Annotated in this window: 25 protein-coding genes and 3 pseudogenes; 18 read left to right on the top strand and 10 right to left on the bottom strand. The window is 53.8% G+C overall.

Annotated features, from left to right (window positions below):
* Positions 1 to 8 precede the first annotated feature (8 nt).
* The 4 genes from ACW4DH_RS18405 (at position 9) to ACW4DH_RS18390 (ending at position 3,497) form a co-directional block, all read left to right on the top strand.
* Complete coding sequence (locus tag ACW4DH_RS18405) at positions 9 to 647, top strand: LysE family translocator (RefSeq protein WP_459637860.1); 639 nt, start codon at positions 9 to 11, stop codon at positions 645 to 647.
* 137 nt (positions 648 to 784) lie between these two features.
* A complete protein-coding gene (locus tag ACW4DH_RS18400) occupies positions 785 to 1,690 on the top strand; it encodes a diiron oxygenase (protein WP_459637859.1) in 906 nt (301 codons plus the stop codon).
* Between the two features lies 1 nt (position 1,691).
* A complete protein-coding gene (locus tag ACW4DH_RS18395) occupies positions 1,692 to 2,480 on the top strand; it encodes a TSUP family transporter (protein WP_459637858.1) in 789 nt (262 codons plus the stop codon).
* Positions 2,481 to 3,497 carry a flavin reductase family protein gene (locus ACW4DH_RS18390; protein ID WP_459637857.1) on the top strand — a complete coding sequence of 339 codons (1,017 nt, stop codon included), beginning with the start codon at positions 2,481 to 2,483 and terminating at the stop codon, positions 3,495 to 3,497.
* Between the two features lie 424 nt (positions 3,498 to 3,921).
* Here ACW4DH_RS18390 and ACW4DH_RS18385 read toward each other — a convergent pair whose 3' ends face one another.
* Positions 3,922 to 5,613 (bottom strand): hypothetical protein, encoded by a 1,692-nt coding sequence (locus ACW4DH_RS18385; RefSeq protein ID WP_459637856.1) that lies wholly within the window; start codon positions 5,611 to 5,613, stop codon positions 3,922 to 3,924.
* Positions 5,614 to 5,765: 152 nt separating this feature from the next.
* On the opposite strand from ACW4DH_RS18385, the gene ACW4DH_RS18380 reads away from it, so the two are divergent.
* Both ACW4DH_RS18380 and ACW4DH_RS18375 read left to right on the top strand, forming a co-directional pair.
* Positions 5,766 to 5,915: a hypothetical protein gene (locus tag ACW4DH_RS18380; protein WP_459637855.1), complete on the top strand. Its 150-nt coding sequence runs from the start codon at positions 5,766 to 5,768 to the stop codon at positions 5,913 to 5,915.
* A gap of 568 nt (positions 5,916 to 6,483) precedes the next feature.
* Entirely contained in the window at positions 6,484 to 7,083 is a 600-nt protein-coding gene (locus tag ACW4DH_RS18375; protein WP_459637854.1) for a hypothetical protein, read from the top strand.
* 298 nt (positions 7,084 to 7,381) lie between these two features.
* Here ACW4DH_RS18375 and ACW4DH_RS18370 read toward each other — a convergent pair whose 3' ends face one another.
* Positions 7,382 to 8,107, bottom strand: coding sequence for a cytochrome c biogenesis CcdA family protein (locus ACW4DH_RS18370; protein ID WP_459637853.1), 726 nt, complete (start codon positions 8,105 to 8,107; stop codon positions 7,382 to 7,384).
* A 230-nt stretch (positions 8,108 to 8,337) separates the two neighbouring features.
* Between ACW4DH_RS18370 and ACW4DH_RS18365 the strand changes: the two genes are divergently transcribed.
* The 5 genes from ACW4DH_RS18365 to ACW4DH_RS18345 all read left to right on the top strand — a co-directional run bounded on the left by ACW4DH_RS18365 (position 8,338) and on the right by ACW4DH_RS18345 (position 13,647).
* The gene (locus ACW4DH_RS18365) at positions 8,338 to 8,970 is read left to right on the top strand and encodes a peroxiredoxin (RefSeq protein WP_459637852.1); all 633 of its coding nucleotides are present in this window, start codon (positions 8,338 to 8,340) and stop codon (positions 8,968 to 8,970) included.
* Positions 8,971 to 9,036: 66 nt separating this feature from the next.
* On the top strand, positions 9,037 to 9,441 hold the full coding sequence (locus ACW4DH_RS18360) for a heavy metal-responsive transcriptional regulator (protein ID WP_459637851.1): 405 nt from the start codon (positions 9,037 to 9,039) through the stop codon (positions 9,439 to 9,441).
* A gap of 88 nt (positions 9,442 to 9,529) precedes the next feature.
* Entirely contained in the window at positions 9,530 to 12,019 is a 2,490-nt protein-coding gene (locus ACW4DH_RS18355) for a heavy metal translocating P-type ATPase (protein ID WP_459637850.1), read from the top strand.
* A 282-nt stretch (positions 12,020 to 12,301) separates the two neighbouring features.
* A complete protein-coding gene (lgt, locus tag ACW4DH_RS18350; RefSeq protein ID WP_459637849.1) occupies positions 12,302 to 13,114 on the top strand; it encodes a prolipoprotein diacylglyceryl transferase in 813 nt (270 codons plus the stop codon).
* Entirely contained in the window at positions 13,111 to 13,647 is a 537-nt protein-coding gene (locus ACW4DH_RS18345) for a protein-disulfide reductase DsbD N-terminal domain-containing protein (RefSeq protein ID WP_459637848.1), read from the top strand. The genes lgt and ACW4DH_RS18345 overlap by 4 nt, the downstream gene beginning before the upstream one ends.
* Here ACW4DH_RS18345 and ACW4DH_RS18340 read toward each other — a convergent pair.
* The gene (locus tag ACW4DH_RS18340) at positions 13,627 to 14,316 is read right to left on the bottom strand and encodes a class I SAM-dependent methyltransferase (protein ID WP_459637847.1); all 690 of its coding nucleotides are present in this window, start codon (positions 14,314 to 14,316) and stop codon (positions 13,627 to 13,629) included. The two genes, ACW4DH_RS18345 and ACW4DH_RS18340, sit on opposite strands and share 21 nt — an antisense overlap.
* Positions 14,317 to 14,436: 120 nt before the next feature.
* A complete protein-coding gene (locus ACW4DH_RS18335) occupies positions 14,437 to 14,853 on the bottom strand; it encodes a MerR family transcriptional regulator (RefSeq protein ID WP_459637846.1) in 417 nt (138 codons plus the stop codon).
* A 239-nt stretch (positions 14,854 to 15,092) separates the two neighbouring features.
* Here ACW4DH_RS18335 and ACW4DH_RS18330 point away from each other — a divergent pair, with 239 nt between their 5' ends.
* The 6 genes from ACW4DH_RS18330 to ACW4DH_RS18305 all read left to right on the top strand — a co-directional run bounded on the left by ACW4DH_RS18330 (position 15,093) and on the right by ACW4DH_RS18305 (position 18,857).
* Positions 15,093 to 15,323 (top strand): hypothetical protein, encoded by a 231-nt coding sequence (locus tag ACW4DH_RS18330; protein WP_459637845.1) that lies wholly within the window; start codon positions 15,093 to 15,095, stop codon positions 15,321 to 15,323.
* A gap of 57 nt (positions 15,324 to 15,380) precedes the next feature.
* Complete coding sequence (locus ACW4DH_RS18325) at positions 15,381 to 15,851, top strand: DUF411 domain-containing protein (RefSeq protein ID WP_459637844.1); 471 nt, start codon at positions 15,381 to 15,383, stop codon at positions 15,849 to 15,851.
* Between the two features lie 18 nt (positions 15,852 to 15,869).
* The gene (locus tag ACW4DH_RS18320; RefSeq protein ID WP_459637843.1) at positions 15,870 to 16,433 is read left to right on the top strand and encodes a TlpA family protein disulfide reductase; all 564 of its coding nucleotides are present in this window, start codon (positions 15,870 to 15,872) and stop codon (positions 16,431 to 16,433) included.
* Between the two features lie 331 nt (positions 16,434 to 16,764).
* A complete protein-coding gene (locus ACW4DH_RS18315) occupies positions 16,765 to 17,508 on the top strand; it encodes a cytochrome c biogenesis CcdA family protein (protein WP_459637842.1) in 744 nt (247 codons plus the stop codon).
* Positions 17,509 to 17,527: 19 nt separating this feature from the next.
* Complete coding sequence (locus ACW4DH_RS18310) at positions 17,528 to 18,400, top strand: WD40/YVTN/BNR-like repeat-containing protein (RefSeq protein ID WP_459637841.1); 873 nt, start codon at positions 17,528 to 17,530, stop codon at positions 18,398 to 18,400.
* Positions 18,393 to 18,857 (top strand): c-type cytochrome, encoded by a 465-nt coding sequence (locus ACW4DH_RS18305; protein ID WP_459637840.1) that lies wholly within the window; start codon positions 18,393 to 18,395, stop codon positions 18,855 to 18,857. Before ACW4DH_RS18310 ends, ACW4DH_RS18305 begins: the two co-directional genes overlap by 8 nt.
* A gap of 218 nt (positions 18,858 to 19,075) precedes the next feature.
* Here ACW4DH_RS18305 and ACW4DH_RS18300 read toward each other — a convergent pair.
* A pseudogene (locus ACW4DH_RS18300) lies at positions 19,076 to 19,507 on the bottom strand (SMP-30/gluconolactonase/LRE family protein); the annotation flags it as partial.
* Between the two features lie 601 nt (positions 19,508 to 20,108).
* Between ACW4DH_RS18300 and ACW4DH_RS18295 the strand changes: the two are divergent.
* The gene (locus ACW4DH_RS18295; protein WP_459637839.1) at positions 20,109 to 20,312 is read left to right on the top strand and encodes a cold-shock protein; all 204 of its coding nucleotides are present in this window, start codon (positions 20,109 to 20,111) and stop codon (positions 20,310 to 20,312) included.
* 164 nt (positions 20,313 to 20,476) lie between these two features.
* Here the strand turns inward: ACW4DH_RS18295 and ACW4DH_RS18290 are convergent.
* The 5 genes and pseudogenes from ACW4DH_RS18290 to ACW4DH_RS18270 all read right to left on the bottom strand — a co-directional run.
* Positions 20,477 to 20,641 (bottom strand): annotated as a pseudogene (locus ACW4DH_RS18290) (transposase); the annotation flags it as partial.
* A complete protein-coding gene (locus tag ACW4DH_RS18285) occupies positions 20,578 to 20,937 on the bottom strand; it encodes a hypothetical protein (RefSeq protein WP_459637838.1) in 360 nt (119 codons plus the stop codon). The gene ACW4DH_RS18285 and the pseudogene ACW4DH_RS18290, both read right to left, overlap by 64 nt.
* A 621-nt stretch (positions 20,938 to 21,558) precedes the next feature.
* The gene (locus ACW4DH_RS18280) at positions 21,559 to 21,822 is read right to left on the bottom strand and encodes a transposase (protein WP_459637837.1); all 264 of its coding nucleotides are present in this window, start codon (positions 21,820 to 21,822) and stop codon (positions 21,559 to 21,561) included.
* Between the two features lie 30 nt (positions 21,823 to 21,852).
* Positions 21,853 to 22,077 carry a winged helix-turn-helix domain-containing protein gene (locus ACW4DH_RS18275; protein ID WP_459637836.1) on the bottom strand — a complete coding sequence of 75 codons (225 nt, stop codon included), beginning with the start codon at positions 22,075 to 22,077 and terminating at the stop codon, positions 21,853 to 21,855.
* A gap of 65 nt (positions 22,078 to 22,142) precedes the next feature.
* Positions 22,143 to 22,421, bottom strand: a pseudogene (locus ACW4DH_RS18270) (aldehyde dehydrogenase family protein); the annotation flags it as partial.
* Positions 22,422 to 22,535 lie beyond the last annotated feature (114 nt).

Below are 22,535 nucleotides of genomic sequence, written 5' to 3'. Positions count from 1 at the left end.
TAAGTAATATGGAGTCTTCCATTCTTGCTGCGTATATTATATCAGTTTTTCTTCTAGTTGCTACGCCTGGCCCTGTTGTTGCTCTAGTTATTAACACTAGCTTAAATAGAGGAGTGAAACAGGCGTTTCTGACAGTCCTTGGAACCAACGGAGCTTCACTTATACTTATAGCCACTGCTGTTTGTGTTATAACTGGCGTTATGACAATCAACCAAGATCTGATTTCCTGGCTGAGCCTGCTAGGCTGTCTTTTTATTGCTTATATTGCTACTGACTCGCTAAGGGACGTTGCCCAATCCTCAAAAGAGAAGGTTGATCAAGGCAGGACTAGAGAGGTAAGCGAAAGAAATTTTAGTGCTCGATGTTTTACAAAAGGATTTGCTGTAGGTATATCTAATCCTAAAGATATTATTTTCTTTGTAGCTTTTTTTCCTCAATTTATATCCATTACAAACTCTTTCAGCAGTAGCGTAACAGTGTTAACCATATTGTGGGTGACAATTGATCTTTCCATATTAAGTTTATATATATTTTTTATGCAGCACCGTCTTGTAAGGAATTATCAGCAAGCGATTGCTTTCTTGTCGAGCATAGCTCTATTGGCTATTGCTGCCATTGGATTTATATACACCATATCTGAGTGGTGAGGCAGGTTGCCACTTAGTAATAGAGCTCTGTGTGGGCCTAGCCCGGGAGCTTAGTTCGTTAATTTATCAAATCTTCACTTGGCATTCTCTTGAAGTAGCTACGAGAAAATGTTTCGACGAAGGCACTAGGAGGCGTCATGATATTAAATCATCCTGAAAGTGATAACGTGCGTAAAATGCTCACCAAGCTCTCTGAGCTTTGGGACACTAGATCTGCAGTAAATAAGTATGGCGGCGTCGATAAATATAGCGATCTGGAGTTTGATCCAGACCTGAACGACTATAGTGAAACTTTATTACCGTTTAAGGATCATGACGCTTGGCGTGAGGCCCCGTTGGGCTCCAAGTCAAAGGCTATGTCATACGCATGGGCGCTTTATAACCTTAAGACAATATATATTGAATGCGATATTGTGACTTCTTCATGCGAGGATCTTTTGAAGATTCCGCTTCCTAATTCGGCTAATGGCGAGCTCATTCAAGATGTCATTTCTGAGGCGTTACTTGACGAGGCCTTGCATACGCGCATGTCGGTGATGGCAAGCAATTATATCTGTAACAAAAGGTCTTTAGAACCCCTGGCGTTCACAGATTTCAACTTAGTAAGTTGGAATCGTGAGCTCATAAAAAATTGCCAGTCTGATGGCGAAAGAAGATTGGCAAGGTTCAGTGTTGCCTGTGCAAGCGAAACTCTAATCACAGATTACCTACAGGTAATGTCTGAAGATAGCTCAATCCAAAAAATATGCCACGAAGTTACACGCGCCCATGCTATGGACGAGTGGAGTCACTCCAGCGTGTTTAGTTACGTGGCAACGGATATAGTGAATAATCTTTCTGGAAGTGAAAAAAGATTTATGCGCAAAACCATACCAAAAACGGTAGAGATGTTCGCAGACAATGAAATGGGCGCTTGGGAGTATGTCTTTAGAAAGATTAACTTTCCTTACTGGAAAGACATCGTCGCTGATAGCAAGAGCATGAGCCCAATTGATGTATACATGGAGTCAGTGGATAAACTCATTGACCGCATAGGACTTTAATATGATTGTCTTCTCGTTCGGGCCGGATTTATTTGGATTAAGTTTAGGTGTGATCCTGTTCTTGGTCATTGGAGCTATGGTTGCGGGATTTATTGACTCTATCTGTGGCGGAGGGGGGTTGATTTCGATTCCAGTTTTAATGCTTGGCGGACTCAATCCTGCTCAAGCCATAGCTGCGAATAAGTTACAGGGTGCATTTGGCGCATTAGCTTCTACACATTATTTTTATAATAAGAAGATCCTAGATTGGCACACAATGAAAAGCATGTTCCTCGGGGCTATGGCTGGCGGCGCCTTGGGCACGTTGACACTCAATTTCCTCGGGAATGCTTTGTTGGAAAAAATACTACCATTTCTGCTGATAGCGATGGCCATTTACTTCATGATATCTCGCGATGTTAATGATATTTCGCAAAAGGCAAAAATTAGCCTTCCCATGCTCGGATGCTTCGTGGTTCCATTCGTTGGTTTCTATGACGGTTTTTTCGGACCGGGAGCCGGTTCGTTTTATATGATGGCTCTGATTGCACTTGCAGGCATGTCTGTGACAAAGGCTTTGGCATACTCACGCGCGCTCAACCTGACTAGCAATATGGTTTCACTCATCATTTTTATAGCTCTAGGCAAAATGGTTTGGGTCGCAGGTGTTGCAATGTCGATAGGTGAGGTTGTTGGAGTTTATATGGGTTCAAGTCTGGTGCACAGAAAGGGGGTGCGACTAGTAAAGCCACTGTTAGTAACAGCATGCGTGTGCATGGCATTTACTACCTACTTACAAGGAGTTAAGTAAGTGTTAGCACAATGCGTATCTGTCCAAGAAATTGCAAACGAAGTGAAGCTTTTCGTAATAAAGTTTCTCGATAAAAATCCTCTTGAAGACGTGCCTGAGCCAGGCCAATACGTGACAGTTGCCTACCCCGATCTCAATGGCATAGTTAAGCGTCGTAACTACTCAATATTATCATATGATAGTTGCGCACAGACTATCTCGATAGCTGTAAAAAAGCTTTCAGTTTACGGTGTATCGGCTTCACTACACGAGTCGCTGTTCAGCAAAGGGGTGGTGAATATTGATGGTGTAGGCGGAGATGTAACCTACAATCGGATCAAAGGGAAACAATCTGTATTATTGCTATCAGCAGGCATTGGGGCAACCTTGCCAATGGCGATTATAAGAAGTTTAAGTGAGGAGTATTCACTGCTTTCGCCGAATGAAGTACGATATATCACCTGTGTCAGAAAGTTCGAAGACATAGTTTTTCTACACGAGCTTTTGCGCTTGAATGTATTACATGAATGGCTTCACTTGGAGATATATTTAACTAACGAGGATATCCTGATCGACCATCCAATATTCAAAGGAGGGCGGCCGATTATCGCTACCTACGGTCAAGAGACACATCCAGATGTGTCCATCCTCTGCGGCTCAAATCAATTTTTGCAGGATATGGAAGCGATGCTCAGGGCAGCCTACCCGAGCAGCGAGATTCTATCCGAGTCATTCGGTAGTGACTCTGCTCCCGCGCCGACAATACAGAGCACGCGCATAAGCGTGATCAATGGCCCCACTTTTGAAAGTAAGACTGGTTCTTCCTTACTGGACATCCTAGAGGAGAACAATGTCCATATAGCAAGCAAGTGCCGCATGGGTATTTGTGGCACATGCAAAGTCAGGGTCTGCTCTGGCACCGTACGTACCGACGATCAACCTGGGTTATCTGATGGGGAGGGTGAAAATGGCTATGTTTTAGCGTGTTGCAGCTACTTATCAGAAAGTCCCCTAGAGTTGGAGCTGTTTAGCCGGTAAGCTTTCACTTCAGAACTTGGATAATTATCAGATGCGAGTAATGGAAATACATTTCGTGTATTGCTAGTGTTTTAAGCTTGCCAGAGGATGAGCTTGCTAAGCATATTTTTCAATATGCGACTGTAGCTGTGCCTAATGCTAAAAAAATCGAAACTAGCCATAGTCGATCGCTAAATCTTCGCCTCGTCAAATAAGAAAGCATGGAGTTCGGAGCAGTTTTTCCTATAGCCTACCATTTCTAAAATGGTGGGTTTTGTTTACATTATGATTATTTTTTAAAATTAACTGCTCATGCCTGTGGCATGCCCGATGACGGGGTACGGCCCGGAAGCCGCCTTCAGCAAGGCGTTCAAGTGCGCATCTAGATGCCGTCACGCGTCGGCCCGCATTGCCACTGTGGTACTGCGTAAGCAGTAATTCGAAGCTACATACCTAGCTCCGGCCCATCGTGAGTATGCTGTTTTCTGTTCCTGGTCTTCTGGTGCTTCTTTTCCGGCATGCTGCGATAGTGCTCGCGTAGCCTTTTCTTCAATTCAAGCACGTAGGGCTCATCCTCGATGGCCACTACATGGATATATTGAGGAAGCTGCCCCAGTGAGCCACTACCGAGAATGCCTAATGCATCCTCGATAGTATCGAACTTCTCGCCTATGTCGGACTGGGTGTTACATAAGCCAAAGCTGACGAAGCTGGCCCAATCCCAGCCACTCGTCCTCACATCGAGTGGCAGGTAGCGGGCCTCGGGGTCCTTTTGCATATCGAGTAGACGTTGCTGCAGAAGCTCCGCCGAGCTGACGGTCGGCACTGGGGGAAACGGAGTGGACGGTGACTCATGATAGAACAGGTAGTAGCCCGCGCGGGGCAGTCTGGAAAGCTTAGGGAGCTGGCCCTTGGTGCTGCCCACATCAGCTATACCCCGTTTCGCTCGCTTGGCCTGCAAGAGCACTGCCTTTCGGCATCTCAACCCACCCACGTTCAGTGCAATGATCACACCAAGGTCGGCGCCGGTACGGGCTTCTTCGGGCGTGTTCGCGAGCTGCAGGGTACCCAGGTAAGAGGAGGAGGACGGATAACCGAAAGCCGGAATCCGCCTGGCGGCCCATCCTGTCAGCCAGTTTTCAAAACAGGCACTGAATCGTCCGTTCAGTATGTCCTCATGCGCTGTAGTATCCGCAAGGAACTCTGCCATCTGCTGTTCACACTGCAGCATGGCCCAGTAGATAGTCCAGAGCACATCGACGGTGAAGTGCTGAGGCGATGCCGCCAGAAAGGGAAGCAATTGCCACTGATCGGCCGGGTGGGAGCAGGACGCCATTTTCCTGGCGGGGGCGTCACGCATGCTGGCAACGGCAAGTTCGGACGACGCCTGAGCAATGTCGGTTAAGGCGCCGGTGACGGGGACGCCGATGGAACCACGATATATGTCAGCAAGTATATCTTTCGCCTCCTGCTGCCAGCCTGCATAGGCTGCCGCGGAGGGGCGAGCCTGGAAGACAAGCCTTGGTAGAAGCTTGGAGGCTTCCGAGACACGGCCATCTTGTACCAATGCCGCGATGTTCGCGAAATGCCCAGCGAAGTCGTCGGCCAGCCAGCCTTCGTCTCGTGCGGCGGCCATCGGTGCTGCGGCGGCTTTCTGAAATTTGATGAGGGCCGCATGTCGGGAACGGCAGGCCTCCAACGTCGCTTTCAGTTTGGGTTGTCTGCGGCGTTGCGCCTCCACCGCTTGGCTATGTGCATCAATCTCGGTGGCCCGCTGCGCTTGGGCTGCAGAAGCGTCGAAGTTGCTTGCGGCCTGCGCATGCTGCTCTTGAGCCTGCTGCCAAACGCGCCATGTGCGTAAAGTCTGCCTAGGGGTGAGGAACCAACCTAACCCATTTTTGCGTTTGGCGTGAAGGAAGCGCCTTCTGCATGCTTTTACTTGAGAATACGTCGGCTCGAGAGCCTTTTCGCGCTCTTGAGCCTCACTGCGTAAATCCAGCTTATTGATAGTGTGAATGTCTCGCTCGGTCGCCCGTATCCTTTTCTCGAAGGTCTGGATGGCATCGGTAAGGAACGATTCGAGTCTAAGGCTGATAGTCGCAAGTCCGTGTCGATCAGGGGCTTTGTTCGATGGCATGTTCTGCTTCTTGTCCGATGGTTTAACTCGCGGGACAGGTAACAAAGGTTAGCGGCAGCATTCGCCTTTCAAGCCAAAGTACCTGTCGCACAGGATACAGAAAGTCTCCTCGTTGATGGGGCGCTTAAGGCACACGTGAGGTTAGGCCGGCCATGGCCTACGAGGTGGAGCAGTACTTTACTTTGACGATCTCTGGCCAACCAGACGATGAACTGACCTGCCGAGTGGCCTCGGAGCTTACCCAACTGACCGCATTGCTACTCAACAAGCCACTCGATGCCACCATGCTCACGGTTGACTAGTCCCCCGGAAAAGCTGGTTCATCTCTGGGGATCTCTGCGGGACCGAGTATTTGTGCTGGTATACCCGGACGGGGGGAAGTGGCCGTCGCTACGGCTCGGTCCCCGCCCTGCGCGACGAGCGGCTAGAAATGAACGGGTTGATGAGGCCGCCTAGATTTGCTGACTTCCCGAAGCCTGCCGCTATTGGCCGCTATCATTGCAAAACGTTGCCGGGCTAGGGCTAAGTAGGGTTAAAGCCTCTGAGGTGGCGGTCGATAGGAAGTACAAAGAGAGAACTATGCGTAGCGATTCGCAGGGAAATGATGCCATTCCCGGACGGTGATGTGTCTGGGTATGTAATCGCAGCAGGTGCCCGCGGGAGCTGTTGCGTTGAGGTATCCATGAGGCCTGACGTGCATGCCAGATGGTAAATAATCAATGGTATTTGAAGCTTGGCAGGTAAGGGTAAAAGTCCGCTTTCGACCCGAAGCGGACGTGCCAAAAAAAGGCAGCATGCGCATTAAAGTGGAATATCGAGCACGCAGTCTAATACCTGTAAGGCGCCAATATAAAATTAGAGGGGGGTGCCGTGTCTTTACTAGCCCAAATCATCGCGTACGTCGTCAGCCCGCTCGCAACTCTTCTCGCTGTGTGGGTAGCCTATTTGGCTGTTCTAAGGAGCTCTCAGCCTCAGCTGCTAGCCTACTACCAGCCAAATCCCGATGTGCCTTCGATCATTGACCTCGTCGTTGAAAACATCGGTGGTGGCAGTGCTTTCGATGTGACATTCTCAGAACCACTGCCTATCAACTGCTTTGGTATCGAGAAGCCGGATGGAGATGGAGCACTCGTTACAAAATCAGGGTTACCATCGGTATCTGCCGGGCAGCGCTACGTTTTCAATGGCGGCCAGTATGCCGGCCTTGAAAGTAAGATAGGAGTTGGGCTGCCCGTAAAGGTTTCATACAAGTTCCGAAGCCCTGTTGGCTTTCTCAGAAAGAACAGCGAATCATTTGTGCTCGGGATAAAACATCTCAAGGGTATGCCTACGCGCATAAGTGCTGATCAAGCGATCATCGATGCGCTTAAGGGCCCGAATACTACAACCGCTCAAGAGATACGCAACGAGCTTCGAGCCATTAATAGGCAGCTTCAATTAATGGTCAAGCAGCGAGAGAAGCAGGATTAAGATATTGGCGCCTAACAAGCGCATGTTGCCGGACTGGTTTCGCAGCGCCCCAAATCAGCTGCAAATACTGGCATTATTAGAATATACTGAAGATCCGCTTCTGGCCGGAATCTGACGTCCGCGAAGGGCAGTCACGGCCAAAAGCGGGCTTTTTTGAAACCGAGAATACTCTTAGGCAATGCTTAGCCTTATTATCTATGCTCATCTAATTTACAGTTGTTTTTTAATTTCGTGGGCAACTTCGCTGCGATAAAGTTGTTATCGAATAGACTCTTGGCCTGTATACATCGAAATTTACCTACCCCAGCGTCGCTAAATAGGGAAACAGGTCGACCATGAAGCTGGAGAGACGCGTCATGGTACCCGAGACGATGGCTATCCCCATGAGAATCAGGATTGTACCCGCAATCGGCCGGGTATAGGCGCTCCATCTACCGAGCTTCTTGCTATGGCGACTGAGGCTATTGATGCAGAGCGTACTCGCCAGAAAGGGCAACGCCATCCCGGCGGAGTACATGCCTAGATAGATCATCCCATGCTGCGCATTGGCGGCATTGGAGGTGGCCATCAGTATCGCACCTAGGATGGGGCCGATACAGGGCGTCCAACCGATGGCGAATGATACGCCAAACGCTGTGGCCGATAGGGGGGGGGATCCGCCCTTAAATCGGAGGTCGAACTGCAGTGTGCGCTGGAAGAGAGGCATGTTGAGTAGGCCGGTCATGAAGATCCCCAGCAAGATGACTACCGAGCCCGTGATCCAGTTGAGTTCCTGACGGTAGCCACGCAGGAGCTGACTAAGCGAACTGGCACCTAGCCCCAGAATAATAAATACCAGCGTGAAGCCAGTGACAAAGAAGGTACTGAGTATCAGTGCTTCGATCTTCCTGTCCCGCTTGTTGACGCTGCCGCCCGTGACGACGGAAAGATAGCCCGGCAGGAGCGGTAACGTGCAAGGGGAGAAAAAGGAAATCAACCCACCGACAAAGGCACCAATCAAACCGATAGACGAGAGCGAATCCAAGCTAGGACTTCCTGAGACAGTAAAGAGACGCGCATCGGCTGATCGAGGTGAATGATGGCTGGATGCGACACGCTAGCATAAAACCTGGGCCCTGCCCGGAGGTCAAGCACATCGGACAACTGCTCGCCTGGTTCGATACCGAGCCTTTCATCAGAGGGTTGACCTTAAAGTTCACTTTAAAGATATCGTACGTAGTGCATCATCCCTATAACCTGCTTGAGGAAAGAATGATGACATTACAACTTGGTGATACTGCGCCCGATTTCACGGTCGAATCCACCGAAGGAGAGATCAGCTTCCACGAGTGGCTGGGCGACGGCTGGGCGGTGTTGTTTTCGCATCCAGCGGACTATACCCCCGTCTGTACTACCGAGCTCGGTGCCTTCGCCAAGCGTAAGGCGGAGTTCGACAATCGAAGCGTAAAACTGGTCGGAGTATCAGTCGATCCGCTCGATTCCCATAACGGTTGGGCTAAGGATATCGAGACGACCCAAGGCACCGCGCTCAACTACCCGCTGCTGGCCGATCCCGATCAGACGGTGGCCAACCTTTACGGGATGATCCATCCCAAGGCGGATCCCAAGGTTACTGTGCGCACCGTGTTCATTATTGACCCGGACAAGAAGATTCGTCTGACCCTGACCTACCCGCCCAGCACTGGGCGCAATGTCGATGAAATTCTGCGGGTCATTGATTCGCTGCAACTGACCGGCAAGCACAGGGTGGCTACCCCCGTCGACTGGCAGAACGGCGAAGACGTCATCATTGTCCCCTCGGTGTCGGATGAGGAAGCCAGAGAGCGTTTTCCTGATGGCTGGGACGAAAAAACGCCGTATCTGCGTGTCGTACGCCAGCCCAAGTAATTAACAGAATTCCATCAGGCGGTTCGGCTGCGCCGGGCTGCCTGAAGTGTCGCTGAGGATGTGCTGATGACAACTTATAGTATCGGGCAACTGGCCGAGCGTTGCGGCATTGCCCCCCAGGCGATTCGCTACTACGAGCAAGAGCAGCTCATGCCGAAGCCCCAGCGAACGGAGTCGAACTATCGCCGCTACCCCGAAGAGCATGTGGCCAGGCTGCAGTTCATTCTTGAGGCCAAGCAATGGGGCTTTACCCTTGACGAGATTCGCGAGTTGCTGATCCTGCAGGATGCCAACGGCGATCGGGCACAAGCCAAGCGGATTGCCGAAGAGAAGTTGATAAAAATTAGAGAACAGATCAAGCATCTCTCAAGAATCGAGTCGGTGCTTTCGAAAACGCTCTCCGAATGCTCAGGCGAGGGGCCTATGCAAGAAGGGTGCCCCATTGTCGAAGCGATCACCGACGGCAAGTAAGGCCCCTCTGTCCCGTCTTCTGGTCTGGCGAAACAATCGCCAGCCATCCGAACCTTATTAACGTGAGCGATGCTGTCAGGAGTTCTACATGGCCGAGCGAGTCGATATTAGTATCCGGGGAATGTCCTGTGCCTCCTGCGTCGGTCGCGTAGAACGCGCCCTCAAGAAGCAGCCCGGTGTCACGGAGGCCCAGGTGAACCTTGCGACCGAAAAGGCCACGGTTGCCTTCGAAGAGCGTGCCAATCCCAGCCAGGTAGCCGATGCCGTTGAAGAGGCCGGCTACCAACCCGTGATTGAAACTGCTGAGATTCCCGTCATCGGGATGACCTGCGGTTCCTGTGTCTCGCGTGTTGAACGTACCATCGAGAAGCTACCAGGCATTGTCCAGGCCAATGTGAACCTTGCTACACAAAAGGCCTTTGTGCGCTTCTTGCCTGATGCGGTGACGCTGCCGCGCATCCAACATGCCATTCGTGATGCCGGCTATGAGCCGCAGGATCAGGGAGAGAACACGCAGACCGAGCGCGAGGATCGGGAGGGCATTCAGCTTCGCAACAAAGTGCTGCTTGCGGCAGCGTTCACGATTCCGGTCGTGTTTATTGCCATGGGCAAGATGATTCCTGCGCTGGAAGCGATATTCACCAGCATCATGCCGCACCGGGGTTGGATGGGCATCGAGTGGTTGCTGACCACCCCGGTCCAATTCTACGCGGGGGCACGCTTCTACCGGGCGGGCTTCGCTGAATTGCGCCACGTGAATCCGGGGATGAATAGCCTGGTCATGATTGGCTCAAGCGCCGCCTATTTTTATTCTGTGGCTGCGCTCCTGATTCCCGGCTTCTTTCCGGCGGGGACTGCCGAAAGCTATTTCGAGGCGGCCGCGGTCATCGTTACCCTCATCCTGCTGGGGCGTTATTTCGAACATGTCGCCAAGGGCCGCACCTCCGAGGCGATCAAAAAGCTTCTTCAGCTACAGGCAAAGACGGCCCGTGTTATTCGCGACGATGATACGGTCGAAGTACCGATCGAGGCCGTCGTGCCGGGAGACCGCATCCTGACTCGCCCAGGGGAGCGTATCCCCGTCGATGGCATTGTCGAGGAAGGCTACTCCTACGTCGACGAGTCGATGATCAGTGGCGAGCCGGTGCCGGTCGGCAAGCAGAAAGAGAGTGAGGTCGTTGGCGGTACGATCAACAAGAACGGGGCGTTGACGTTCCGTGCCACCCGGGTCGGTGCCGATACGATACTGTCGCAGATCGTCAAGATGGTGGAATCGGCCCAGGCGGAAAAACCGCCGATCCAGAAGCTGGCCGACAAGATTGCCGGAATCTTCGTACCGGTCGTGCTCGTGATAGCAGCAATCACGTTTGCCGTGTGGCTCGGTTTCGGTCCAACGCCGGCGCTGGCTTTCGCTTTTGTCACCACCGTCAGTGTGCTGTTGATTGCCTGTCCCTGTGCCATGGGTCTGGCGACACCAACCGCGATCATGGTGGGGACCGGTAAAGGGGCCGAGATGGGCGTGCTGTTCCGTAAGGGGGCGGCACTGGAGACGCTGGCCAAGGTGGACACGATCGTACTGGACAAGACCGGTACGTTGACCATGGGGCGCCCCGAATTGACGGACTTCGTTGTACTCGAAGGGCAGGAAAACGAAGTGCTCCGATGGGTCGCCGCGGTCGAAGCGCAAAGTGAGCATCCCATTGCCGAAGCGATCGTACGTGGTGCGAAAGACCGGGGCCTAGACCTGCCATCCATCAGCCATTTCCAGGCCGAACCTGGCTTTGGGATCGAGGCTGAGGTCGACGGACATAAGCTCAATGTGGGAGCTGACCGCTATATGAGCCTGCTCGGCATCGAACTAGGCAAGGCGGAAGGGCGTGCCACGGTGCTCGCCAGAGAGGCCAAGAGCCCGCTGTATGCAGCAGTCGATGGCAAGCTTGCGGCGATAATCGCTGTTGCCGACCCGCTCAAGGAGGGCTCGGTCGAGGCTATCGAGTCACTCAAGGCACAGAGCCTGAATGTGGCCATGCTGACCGGCGATAACCGCGCCACGGCCGAGGCCATCGCCAGGCAGGTGGGGATTCAACAGGTACTCGCCGAAGTGTTGCCGGATCAGAAGGCAAATGAGATCAAGCGGTTGCAGGCCGAGGGCCACAATACTGCATTCGTTGGCGATGGTATCAACGATGCGCCGGCATTGGCGCAAGCCAACGTGGGCATTGCTATTGGCACGGGTACCGATATTGCGATCGAGGCCGGCGACGTCGTGCTCATGCGTGGCGATCTGAGAGGCATTGTCAATGCCACGGCACTGTCCAAGCGCACCCGCAAGACGATTCTTTCCAATTTTGCCTGGGCTTATGGCTATAACGTGGCGTTGATTCCGGTAGCGGCAGGTGCGTTGTATCCGTTCACCGGCTTCCTGCTCAATCCGATATTGGCAGCTGCGGCCATGAGTCTGTCCAGTATCTTCGTCCTGGCAAATTCGCTACGCCTGCGTCGCTTCCAGCCACACAGCCATGTACTCCCAATAGAGCCTGTTCCTAAATCTCGGGCAAGGCAAGCGCGTCCTGTCTGAACAGCAATAGTGGATGGGGATGGAGTGTCTACGAAGGGCGCCGAGGACGCTTATCTCTAAAGTAAGAATATTTATTAACTCGCGAGGCTATATGTGAAACGCCGGCTGCTGTTGCTTTCACCTTTACTTATCTTCCTGGGGCTGAGTTTCTTCTTCTACCGTGGTTTGGCGATGGACCCCAGTGCTCGTGATTCGGCACTTCTGGCTCAGGAGTTTCCCCCGCACCCCTCCCAAGCATAAGCCCGACGATCAGTGGGCAAGCTAACCTAAAAGGTAGGATTCATGCTTCAGTATCCTTTGATTGATCCTGTAGCCATCGCTATCGGGCCGGTCCAGATCCATTGGTACGGACTCACGTATGTGATCGGGTTGATAGCCGCCTGGTGGCTCGGGCGCCGTCGTGCCTCGCGTATCGGGCTGAGTCATGATGATATGGGCGACCTGATTTTCTACGGTGCGCTCGGCATCATGGTAGGAGGCCGTATTGGCTACGTCCTGGTTTATGGATTCGAGCAGTGGCTTGCCAACCCCTTGTGGCTGTTCAAGGTTTGGGAAGGGGGGATGAGTTTCCATGGAGGGCTCGTTGGTGTGTTGGTTGCAGCCTGGTTATTTGCTCGCAAGCATCGGCTGGCCTTCTTCCAACTGACTGACTTCATTGCACCATTGGTACCGATCGGCTTGGGCGCCGGGCGTATCGGGAATTTTATTAATCACGAATTGCCTGGCCGTGTTAGCGATGTGCCTTGGGCGATGGTATGGCCTCCCATGATGGGGTTGGGAGCAGAGCCACGCCACCCTTCTGCGCTGTATGAGTTCGCTCTGGAGGGCATCGTCATGTTCATTATCTTGTGGTGGTTTTCTAGCCGACCACGTCAGCGTGGCATGACATCTGGCCTGTTCTTGTTGCTCTATGGTGTTTTCCGCTTTGCCGTGGAGTTTGTGCGCCAACCGGACCCTCAGTTGGGGTTCATTGCTTTTGATTGGCTGACCATGGGGCAATTGCTGAGTTTACCCATGATTGCCGTCGGCTTGATTTTGATGGCCTGGGCTAGAAACCAGCCGGTAGATGATGCAAGCAAGGTAGTTACCTCATGAGAAGGCATCTAAGAAAGTATCTTCTTTCCTTCATTATTGTGCTGGCTGCATTTACCCAGACATATGCTAGCGAGAGTCTGCCGCTGGGCAGTGGCAAGGCCCAGAGCTCCGAGCCCCTTTTCCTGGGCAAGTTTCTCCCGGTTAAAGAAGCCTTCCAGGCCATTGCATGGCGAAGCGATGGAAGGCTATTCGTTGGGTTTGAGAATGCCCCCGGCTACTATCTGCATCGACACCAGTTTGCATTAGAAAGCCGCGACCCTTCAGTCAGCTTTGGCGAGTTGGAAGTTCCCCCGGGGGAGCCTGTCGATCACCCACAACTGGGTGAGATATACGTCTTCTATGACAAGGTCGTGCTCAGTGCTCCTATCGCCTCGGAAAGCGAGGATATTGGTCCGTTGGCGATTACGGTGACGTTCCAGGGCTGTTCGGACGATGGACTTTGCTATCCGCCAGCTCAGACTGAACTGGAGGCGTTCGCCGGTTCGGCTCCTGTCACGTTTACCTCGGGCCAGCTATCCGCTGGGGCTTCGTGAGTCAGTCTGTAAGGGTACGCTACTGGTGTTCTCTCTTGGCTTCGCTGCTCCGTTTGGTAGTTGTGCTCGTCCCTCGTACATATATGTCATGACCTTTAGTGGTCCGAGGTAATCCTTGGCAACGCTGATGACGTCAAACCCTGCGCCCTGCAGCAAAACATCTGCTTCACGGTTCAGGTGGCAGCCTCCCGCACAGCGCTTCCAGAGCGGTGTCATGCGGTGCTGCCAACGTGCCACCCGAGATTCCGATGAGAGGCCGTGTTCCGTGAACAGGAACTGGCCTCCAGGCTTAAGGACTCGACGCGTTTCGACGAGCGCCTGTTCGATGTTAGGAATCGTGCAGAGTGTCCAGGTACAAAGGACGGTATCGACGCTCTGATCGGGAAGCGGAATCCGCTCAGCGCCGGCCTGTAGGACCTCTACCGGAAATGGCGCTTTGACAATACGTGCCCGAGCCAATTCGAGCATGCCTTCCTCGGGCTCTAATGCATAGAGCCGCTGGACCTTTTCAAGGTCGTAGAAGGATAAGTTGAGCCCTGATCCAAAGCCAAGTTCTAGCACGATGCCCTGAGCCTGTGATGCCAGGCGCTGACGGTGTGCTTCGAGCAAGTGCGTGCGCATTGCCAGATGCATGAGACGCGGCAATACATGACGGTTATAAAGCCCCATGGCATTCCCTATTGTTTGCAGAGTTCAGCATTCAGGCCAGTGTTGCCTCGAAACAGTGCTTTATCGATCACTGCTGGCTGGTGCCGGTTACGAGCGGACCGCCTCGGCACGTAGGTAGCGCTAAACGATAATAGGCTGCGACAAGTCGTCTAACAGCCGGCTGACGAGATGGCCAGTAGGCACGCCACCGGAAGTATCTCGCCAAGACTCCATAGCCTGATCCATTCGCTCGGACAAAGCTTGAAGTTCCTTAATGTGTGCGCGAACTTGGGGTAGCTGATTGGCCAGAATATCCTGTGGCCTAGAGCAGGAGGCGTCTTCCTGCATGGCCTCGCTTAGCAGGCCTTTAATCTCCCCAAGACTGAAGCCCAGCACGCGGAAGCACTGAATAAAGCATATTCGGCTAAGGGATTCATTGTTATAAAGCTGATAGCCATTCTGTGGGTCGCGCTGCGGATGTAACAAACCCTTGCGGGTATAATGGCGTACGGTTTCCGCTGTTACCCCGCCTGCCTGAGCGAGTTCGTTGACTTTCATGGGGCCTCTCCTGCAATGACGACCCGAGAAGTTTAGAACGCTAGGGCGACCCCGAGGTCAAGAAGGAATTTAAAGCAGGATACGCAGAAAGAAAGCACTTGACCTTAAAGTCCCCTTTAAAGATATGGTCATGTACAGCTGAAGAGCATGGCGGCCGGTCTGCCAAGCGATAGCAATATTGACAATGCAGTTTCTGAACCAACATGAGGGATAAGATTATGCGGAAGATACACAACGTAATGTTAACTGTTGCCACCATTTCTGTGAGCGCTTTCGGTACCAATTCTCTTCTTGCTCAGGAGAGTATCCAAGAAGGAGCGCAGTCCAATGGCATGCAAGGCAACATGATGGGTGAGGGTCATATGCAGGGAAATATGATGGGGCAGATGCATTCCATGATGGAAAAGTGCAATGCCATGATGGAAACGATGCAGCAGAAGCAGTCTGAAGGCGATGAGGCCAGCGTTTAACTGGAAAGAGGCTGTTCCATTGCGGTCTGGAACAGCCTCTTTCCATGCTGACCATCCATGTGGGTGCATAATATTAGAGAGCGATTCATGAGATATCTCAAGAACCTAGCCTTTACTGCCTTGCTCACTTTCCCGCTTTCAGGCTTCGCCGCCGAGACGTCGGCGACGCTTTACAAGAACCCTAACTGTGGTTGCTGTACCGGGCACGCCGAATACCTGGAAAACAACGGTTTCGACGTGGAAGTCATCAACACCAATGACCTGGCACAGCTGAAGGCAGAGCATAACATTCCTGAGAGGCTTTATGGCTGTCACTCTACGCTGATCGGCAACTATGTCTTCGAAGGCCACGTCTATGCTGAAAGCATCAAGCAGGTAATAGAAGACAAGCCTTTTATCAAAGGCTTGAGCGTACCAGGCATGCCACTAGGGTCGCCGGGCATGGGAGGCGAAAAGCAAGGGCCGATCGAAGTCTATACCTTAGCCTTCCAGCCAGCCGAATCGCCTGAAGTGTACGCTACCTATTAACGCTGGTAATGGAAGGCTATGAGACTGGTTACTCTCAAGCAGACCGTGGCAATCATGTGCCTGATGGTTATGGCATCAACCGCTGTGGCCAGTCTACCCGAAGGCGTCGGCCCACAAGGGTTCATAGTTTGGGAAAGTCCGCGCGAATTGCCTGAGTTGGCTTTCGAAAATAGCGAGGGTAAACCCCTAACTCTTGCCGACTTCCAGGGCCAGTCAGTGCTGCTGAACATCTGGGCGACATGGTGCGGTCCCTGCCGCGAGGAAATGCCCACCTTGGATGCGCTACAGGCAACGTTGGGCGGGGAAGCGTTCGAGGTCGTCGCCCTGTCGATCGATCGCAAGGGGATCGAGGTCGTGCAAGATTTTTATACTGACGTGGGTATCGAGCATCTCCGCCAGTATATCGATACCACCGGCATGGCCGGAACCAAGCTTGGAACTGTTGGGATCCCGACGACGTTATTGATTGACCCCCACGGTGACGAGATCGGACGGCTGGTGGGCGTAACAGAGTGGGACAGCCCGGAAATGACCGAGTTTCTTGAAGAAACCATTGGACTTTCGAAAGAGGTTTCATTATGAGCTGCTGTAGTGGCAATAAATCTAATCAAAGTCAGGAACAGTCAGGACTCAAAAGCTTGGTGTCAGGCCCGCGCCGCTTATGGATCTTAGGAGCCGTAGTTGTGGCTGGTGGCCTCGTCATGGGCTGGGATCAACTGGTCGTTCTCGGCATTGCACCGGTTCTAGTAAGTCTCCTGCCATGTCTGCTCATGTGTGGAGTGATGTGCCTGATGCACTGCAAGAAGGACAAGAAAGGCGAGTCTGCCAACCAAAGTGAAACGGCGACACAGCAGGCCCACTCTGAAGTGCCTCCTATAGCCTCCAAGGAAACGGCTTAATGCGTAGCTGAGGTATGTTTGAAGTCGCCAACATCGGCCTGCTCACGGCGTTTCTAGCAGGCCTGATTTCGTTCGTTTCTCCCTGCGTTCTACCACTGGTGCCCGGCTATCTCTCCTTCGTGGCAGGGCGCTCGCTGGGTCAGATGCAGGAAGCGAGTCGGCGTGAACGGCTCAGGGTGATGACTCAGTCGATGTGGTTCGTGCTCGGGTTCTCCACGATATTTCTGATTCTGGGAGCCAGCGCCACGGCTATCGGGCGATTACTCCTGACCTACCGTCAGGAAGCGAACCTAATAGGCGGCGGCATCATCATCCTGTTCGGGGGATTTATGACTGGCATGCTCCCACTGCATTGGATGCAGCGGGAGTGGCGCTTTCTGGGAAAGCTCACGAATAACGGTGGTGGGCTCGGCGCAGCTTATCTGCTAGGCGTCTCGTTCGCTTTCGGTTGGACACCCTGTATCGGTCCGATCCTGGGCGCGATTCTTACCGTTAGCGCTTCGACAGCCAATGTCCCTAGCGGCTTGGCATTACTTGCTGTTTACTCGCTGGGCCTTGGTATTCCTTTTCTTCTCACGGCCATCTCGCTCGACAGATTCCTTCAGCATCAGAAGCTCTTGCGTCGCTGGGGGCGGCCCATGCACATCATGGCTGGCCTCATCATGGTAGGCATGGGTGTGCTGATGATTAGCGGCCAGCTGACGGCGTTGTCTTACTGGCTGCTGGCAACGTTCCCTGCCTTAGGCTCCATTGGGTAACAGTCTTCAAGGATATTTCATGCGTAAAACAGTAAACCATTTCTTACGTGCCGCATCGTTGGCAGGCATTGCTGTGGCCAGCCTGGGCGCAGCGAATGAGACAATGGCTGCCGAGGAGGTACTGCCTGCACTGAGCTACGACCAGGCAGGCAATCGACTGCTCAAGGTCGACGATAATGCGCTTTCACAGAGCGAGAATGGTGGCAGGACTTGGCAGGACATCGCCCTGCCGCCTGCTGTAGAGAAAGGAACATTGGTGACGGCGGTTGTGCCGGCAGAAAGCGGCGATGTTCTATATATTGCCGGCCCCGTTATCGGGGTGCAGCGTAGCGAAGATAATGGCGAATCCTGGCAAGCCCTTAACGACGGCCTACCCAGCCAGAACGTCATCGCCTTTACGGTCCACCGTAACCAGCCGAAGACGCTGTATGCCGTGATAGCCGACGATGGGCTCTATCAGAGCGAGGACGCTGGCAAGACGTGGAAGGAGATGGATAGCGGACCGACGCAAACCATACGCCGGCTCGTCCACTCCGATATGGAAGGCAGCATGCAGACCGGCTGGCTCTATGCGGTTTCCGATGATGCCGTGCGCCTCTCCATGGATTGTTTCTGTGGCTGGCGTCTGAGTGGCGATCTGAATACCGGCAAGGTCTATGACGTGACCTATAACGTCAATGAACCCAAGCAGGTCTTCGTGAGTACCGAGCAGGGATTGTTCCGAAGCGATAACGGCGGGCAGCAATGGGAGCCGATAGCTAGCGAGGGCAAAGAGGAGGAGAAAATAGCTCTGGCGTTGGCATCGGAAGGCACTCTCTACGCATTGGAAGCTGACGGCGATCTCGTGATCAGCGACGACCAAGGTAAAACTTGGGAGGATCCCGATGCGTAGCGTCCAGCGGCTCATGGCCGTACTGATCGCGTCCTCTTTCACCGGCCCTGCCTTGGCCGGTGGAGAGCCAACCAGAGATGGGGCTGAGCCGCTGGAAGCGGGCAAAAGAATATATCGGCAATACTGTGCCAGCTGCCACGGCGTCCAGGGGGAAGGCCAGCCGAACTGGGAGCGTCAGAACGCGCTGGGTGAGTTACCGGCCCCTCCGCATAATCCGCAGGGGCATACCTGGAAACACTCCGATGCCATGCTCTACCGGATCATTGCAGAGGGATGGCGTGACCCTTGGAACAAGACCGAGCGCCTGACCATGCCAGCCTTTGGCGATGTGCTGTCTTCACAGCAGATTCAGCTTGTAGTGAACTACCTGAAGACGCTATGGACGCCCGCGCAACGGCGGCATCAGGAGAAGGAAAGCCAAGGCAGCCCATTTCCGCAAGAGGAAGTCAGTTCCTAACGGAGGGTGTTCCAATGGTGCTGGGCAGTGGGCTTGGCTGGGTTTCATTTTTAGCTGAATGTCAGCTATTGGCCGATGCTTGTCAGCATGGTTTGGCGAAATAGCTAGCTGGCTCGCAGGAAACGAGCCATGCATAGCCCTATAGTGATATCGATGTGCAGTACTGTGGAGGGGTTAATAACTAAGTCTCTTTCCAGGATTGTCTACCTCGATTCGGATTATTGACCAGTGGCCGATTCCGTCATGTAAAGCATTCGCCGGTTATCACCGCCAAAGGCGAGGTTGGTCAGGGTTCGGCCTTGGGTCGGCGAGCGCAGTCGCCAGAGCGGCTCGCCATGGGGGTCGAAAACCCACACACACCCATTGCCGGCATCGCAGACGTAAAGATTTCCCGCTTCATCGAGCGCCAGGCCATCCGCGCCGGAAACATCGCCCGCCAATTGCACGAACAGGCCGACCTTTCCGGCAGACCCTTGGTCTTTCAAGGGAATGCGCCAGACCCCGTTGCCCCGCGTCATCGCAACGAACAACGCCTTCTCCGCTAAATCGCACACTAGCCCATTGGGGCTGATGCCGTTATTGATCAGGCAATCGAGTCGACGCGTGTCGAGATCGAAGCGATAGACCCGGCCACTGGGATCCTGAAGCCCGGTTTGGCCCTGATCCGTAAAGTAGAGGCGGCCTCGCTGATCGAAGAAGAGATCGTTGACGCCTTAATAGATAGTTTTCGTTTCGGAGCCGGGCATGCTGAATCCAATCGGTTAATATGTCCGTGCCTCATACTAGCAATCTCCCTGATAAAACATGGAGCGTTCAGCCACTGAAGAATGAGCACATGAATGGCTCAAGCCCAAGGATGCGCAAGCAGGATGCTTGTGAAGACCGCAAGGAAATGCAGCGCCAAAGAAAAAGTCGGGCCAAGCCATGGTCGGGCTTTTTCTTGACCGAAGGCACAACCATTGTCACAAACGCTTCGAAGAAGCCTTATATGACATTTCACAATCGCCCTTACCCCGGGGTTGGCCAAAGGTATAAAAATCGCCATATCGTCTCGTTTGGCTTTATATCGATAATCTCATTGACTATCCTTAATCAAGATGACATGATGTGTTCAGTTGGTTAGCAAGTCGCATATGTCAGTTGTACCTAGATCATTCGGTAGTCTGGTTATATCCCTTGTTTTGCCCACTTCATCTGGGGTAGCACCCGGCAACCGTAGTAAAAAGCGCTTTGCGCTTAAGGAATTCGATCATGGCAACTGGCACAGTTAAGTGGTTCAACGACGCTAAAGGTTTTGGCTTCATTTCTCCCGCCGATGGTGGTGATGATTTGTTCGCCCACTTTTCCGAAATTAAAGCTGAAGGCTTCAAGTCCCTCCAAGATGGTCAACAGGTCTCTTTTGACGTGACTCAGGGCAAGAAAGGCCTTCAGGCTGCAAACATCCAGGCTGCCTAACCTCCGGTTAGTCTGTCCTGTCGAGCCGTAAGGCTTCGAGCACCAAGGCCCGCTTATGCGGGCCTTGGTGTTTTTATGTGTCTGGCTTTCGGCCGAAACATAAACGTTGGGTAATGTCAATCCTGTCAAAAATCTACTTAACAATGGTTCATCGCTTCCGCCTAGCGGTGGCTCCGGGGCGCCAGCTCTTGTATCCGCTGCTGTTCCGGCGTTAGCGCCTTGGACTTGGGGGTAACTCCAGCACGCACGCTCCCGGCAAGCTGCTTTACCCAGTGTTGCAGCACGCTTTCCATAACGCCGAGCGAACGGCTGGCCTCAGTGATGGCATGGGCGTGAGGCTACCCCCGCCCTGAGGGCTCTCAAGGCGGCGGGCATAATGCCGGCCGACGGCGCGGAATGCGCGGGAATGAATGGTCGAGCACTGAATCCAACTGGGAAATTTGCCTTGCGCCTCCTTTGCGATGCCGCAGTTGAAGGCGAGGTAGGCGCCTTGTTTGCCGGGCATGGCTTTGGCCAGCATCGCCTGCGTGGACGTCTTGCCGGTACCGGCCAGCGCCTCGATGCGCATGCTTTCGCCCCGCATCCCGGCATCGGCGATGGCCTGTTGTTGCTCGGTCGGTTGCATGACGGCTCCTTGCAGGCTGGGGGCGAATTGATGAAGCGGAGGAATATCCGGATCGTAGACCGGGGGTACGGGGTACGGGGTACGGGGTACGGGGTACGGGGTACGGGGTACGGGGTACGGGGTACGGGGTACGGGGTACGGGGCAGCGGATCGGTCCGGTTCCGCGGTCTGAGTCACTAGGTAAGTGGAATCAAGCGGAGCAGCAGGCTTGTGCGGAGAGTCGATGCGCAGTCCCATCTCATCGATGGCGGGTGTCTCCTCGATGAAGCGGCGATAATGGCTGATGGCTTCATGCGAGCCCCCTGTCCTCGAAGAGATGGGCAAAGTGGTCCCCAGTGGCGTGGGTGCCAAATAACCGGCTCATGTCCGCCAGCGCCATCAGACCCACACGAATGCTCTCGCGTTCCTCACTAAAGAAAAACGGAGCGTCGGCGATACACTCACCCTGGGGTCGTTCAGGGCGACCGCCACTTGGCGCAGATCGGATGGGCTCAATAGGGCACGGGAATCCTGTTGCACCTGGAAGACGTGCGGATAGTCCTCGATATAGGAGGCCAACAGTTCCAGGCCGGCGACTATATGGGCGCGGTCGGTCGGGGAAGGCAGAAAAGGGCGGGCATGTCAGCGATGAACCGGGACATTGTCCCAGATGACTCGCAGCTTGCCGCGCCAGTACCGGAGCAGTGTTTTCAGGAAGGTAACGATGGCAGCCCCGGTGACAGTTCCCGGCGCCCAACTGCAATAGGATCGTCCCTGAAGTGATACAGCACCAATGACCATGTGGTGAGGCGACTGCCCTCGCTTCCCTTTGAAGGCCGAGGTTTTGCCCACGGGAGCAAAGGCCTTCCAGTGATGCGAGCAGAGGTGAAAGCTCGACTCATCCACGAAGGTCAGGGTTTCTTCCTGTTTCTGGGCCTATTTTTTTAATTCCGGCCAGATCACGTCTCGCCAGTGTTCGATATCGGCTTCGTCGCGGCGGATATCCTGTCGCCTGGGCTTCTGCCAGGACCATCCCCGCTGCTTCAGGAGCCGTCCCATATGTGCCTGATTATAACGAACGCCTGTCAGCCAAGCGACCGAGTCGGCAATACGCTGTATTACCCAGCGCTGATCCTCATAGCCAAAGCCATCAGGCTCCAACGCTTCCGTGTATTATGTAGGCACCGAACACCGCCACCGGGCCCAGCGCAATGTGACGCTGGCGCAGGCCGGCCGGTCTCGGCCACGGCACGCTCGATCAGGTCATCGCCGATGGCCTCGATCTCGCTGGCCACGGTTTCGAGGAACATTGCGCGATCCTCGAGCGAGGTCTCGCGGTAGGTATCGAAGGCGTCCCAGGCGAGCTGCGTGGCCTTGTCCACCTCGGCGGCGCTGGCATAGGCTGGTTCGAGCGGTTCGCCGGTGGCCGGATTGGCGGCGTGAATGGCGACGCCAGTGCCGGTGATGGTCTGCTGGCCGATGAGCAGCCTGCCTGCCAAGGTCATTGTTGTGTTCCTTCCTGGTCTGGGTGGATTTTCCGATCAGGTCGGGACCCGGCGTGCCAAGTGCGCGTAAAGGGCACGGATACCGAAGGTCCACGGTGGCAGCTTATCGCTACG

Source organism: Halomonas sp. WWR20, from assembly GCF_054602495.1.
The sequence above is the reverse complement of the archived record's forward strand: the minus strand, read 5'-3'. Positions and strand labels throughout refer to the sequence as shown.